The sequence below is a fragment of the Oleiphilus sp. HI0123 genome, from assembly GCF_001635315.1.
Genome location: NZ_LWGE01000946.1, coordinates 1 through 364, shown reverse-complemented (window position 1 = coordinate 364; position 364 = coordinate 1). Strand labels below are relative to the sequence as shown.

General features: G+C 47.3%; 1 protein-coding gene. It reads left to right on the top strand.

Annotated features, from left to right (window positions below; all coding sequences use genetic code 11):
- Positions 1-364, top strand: a 364-nt coding sequence (locus A3761_RS08130; RefSeq protein ID WP_231881196.1) for an NAD(P)-dependent oxidoreductase, incomplete at both ends; no start/stop codon positions are given.

Here is a 364-nt window from a genome sequence, read left to right as displayed (position 1 = left end):
GCGTACCTGAGAAGAATGCTCTTGCTCACCGCGGTGGCTGGCTAAAATCAGCTACCAATAGCTACGAAATTCGCGGTAAAAAGCTCGGGATTGTTGGCTACGGCAGCATCGGCAGCCAGTTGAGCGTTCTTGCTGAATCATTGGGCATGAAGGTCTACTTCTACGATGTAGTAACCAAACTTCCTTTGGGTAATGCAACGCAACTTGATTCTATGGAAGACTTGCTTGGCATGTCTGATATTGTCAGCCTGCACGTACCTGAAACCGGTGCAACACAAGACATGATGGGACCAGAACAGTTTGCTCAAATGAAAGATGGCAGCATCTTCATTAACGCAGCTCGTGGAACAGTTGTTGTAATTGA